Origin of the sequence: Streptomyces sp. NPDC002265, assembly GCF_040296125.1 — a bacterium.
GTDB lineage: Bacteria > Actinomycetota > Actinomycetes > Streptomycetales > Streptomycetaceae > Streptomyces.
Genome location: NZ_JBEOWS010000659.1, coordinates 1 through 1,963 on the forward strand (window position 1 = coordinate 1; position 1,963 = coordinate 1,963).

Annotated in this window: 2 protein-coding genes; both read right to left on the minus strand. The window is 70.5% G+C overall.

Annotated elements, in window-relative coordinates:
- A partial coding sequence (locus tag ABT085_RS46025; RefSeq protein WP_502982999.1) for a beta-ketoacyl synthase N-terminal-like domain-containing protein occupies positions 1-825 on the minus strand: 825 nt, incomplete at its 3' end.
- Between the two features lie 26 nt (positions 826-851).
- A partial coding sequence (locus ABT085_RS46030; protein ID WP_351623144.1) for a beta-ketoacyl reductase occupies positions 852-1,963 on the minus strand: 1,112 nt, incomplete at its 5' end.

The window sequence follows — 1,963 nt, forward strand, 5'->3', positions numbered from 1 at the left end:
GAACGCCTTGCAGCGGCCGTCGGGCGCCAGTCCGCGCTGGCGGCTGAAGCCGACGAAGGTGGCGGGGCCGACCATCGCCGTGACACCGCCCGCCACGGCCAGCGAGCACTCGCCGTTGCGCAGCGACTGGACGGCCAGGTGCAGGGCCACCAGGGACGACGAGCAGGCCGTGTCGACCGTGACGGCCGGGCCTTCGAGGCCGAAGGTGTAGGCCACCCGGCCGGAGGCGACACTGCCCGAGGTACCCGTTCCCAGGTAACCCTCCAGGTCCTGCGGGGAGTTCTGGAGGGCGGCGAGGAACTCGTGGTTCATCACGCCGGCGAACACGCCGGTCCTGCTCCCCGCCAGCGAAGCGGCATCGATGCCGGCCCGCTCGAAGAGCTCCCACGACGTCTCCAGCAGCAGCCGCTGCTGGGGGTCCATGGCGAGCGCCTCGCGGGGCGAGATCCCGAAGAGACCGGCGTCGAACCGCGCCAGGTCGCGCAGGAACGCGCCCTCACGGGCGTAGCTGGTCCCGCGGACCTCCGGGTCCGGGTCGTAGAGAGCGTCCAGGTCCCAGCCGCGGTCGGCGGGGAACTCCGAGACGGCGTCGCGGCCGCCCGCGACCAACTCCCACAGGTCCTCGGGCGAGTCGACCCCTCCCGGGTAGCGGCAGCTCATCCCGATGATGGCCACCGGCTCCCCGGCGGCGTCCTCGTAGTCACGGAGGCCCCCCCGGGTCTCCTGGAGATCTGCGGTGACTCGCTTCAGGAAATAGCGGAGCTTGTCTTCGTTCGCCACCGAAATCTTCCCCCACCCCTGCGAAGAATTGCCGGAATTCGGCAAGAGGTCACCGGACCGCGCCGGAGCGGTCAGGAAATCCCGAATTCCTTGCCGAGCAGATCGAATACTTCGTCGTCCGTGGCCGATTCCAGATCACTGCCGCCCGTACCAGGGTCTTCGTCGACCTGCGTCTTGCCGGATTCACCGGCAATCGCCAATACGGTCCGGAGCTTTGACACGATCCGGTCGCGAGTCTTACTCGCCGCCAACTTCGTGACCAATTCTCGTTCGACCCTGTCCAGATCGGCAAGTAGGGAATCCACTAGGGCTGGTTCACCGGCCCCCGCCGTCTCCGTGAGCACGTGACGGGCGAGAAGCGCAGGTGTCGGGTGGTCGAAGAGCAGCGTCGCGGGGAGCCGCAGCCCGGTGGCCTTGTTCAGCCGGTTGCGCAGTTCGACGGCCGTGAGGGAGTCGAAGCCCAGGTCCTGGAAGGCGTGTTCCGGTCGGACCGTACGGTCCGACGCATGCCCCAGGACCACGGCCGCCTCGGCCCGGACCAGGTCCAGCACGGTCTTCTCCCGCTCGGCCTCCGGCAGTCCCGCCAGGCGCTGGGCCAGCGAGGACGCGGAGGGAGCGTCGCCCGCCTGCACGGTCCTCCGGGCGACCGTGGCCGGCACGAGGGCGCGCAGTACCGGCGGTGCCTCACCGGTGCGCAGCGCCCCGGTGTCGATGCGGGCCGGGGCGAGTACCGCCTCGTCCGAAGCCAGTGCCGCGTCGAACAGCCGCATCCCCTCCCCCGGTGGCAGCGGCAGCACGCCGCTGCGCGCCATCCGCGCCCGGTCGGCCTCGGCGAGGCCGTCCGTCATCGCACCGGGCTGTTCCCACACACCCCATGCCAGCGATGTGGCGGGCAGCCCCTCGCGGCGCCGGTGTTCGGAGAAGGCGTCGAGGAAGGAATTCGCCGCCGCATAGCTCGCCTGACCGGCGCTGCCGACCAGGCCGGCGACGGACGAGAACACCACGAAGGCGGTCAGGCCCATCTCCCGGGTGCACTCGTGCAGGTTCAGCACGGCGTCCACCTTGGGGCGGAAGACCTCCTTCATCCTCTCCGGGGTGAGCGTGGCGATCACGCCGTCGTCGAGCACGCCGGCCGTGTGCACCACGGCCGTGACCTGCGTACCGGACAGCACCTCGGCGAGAG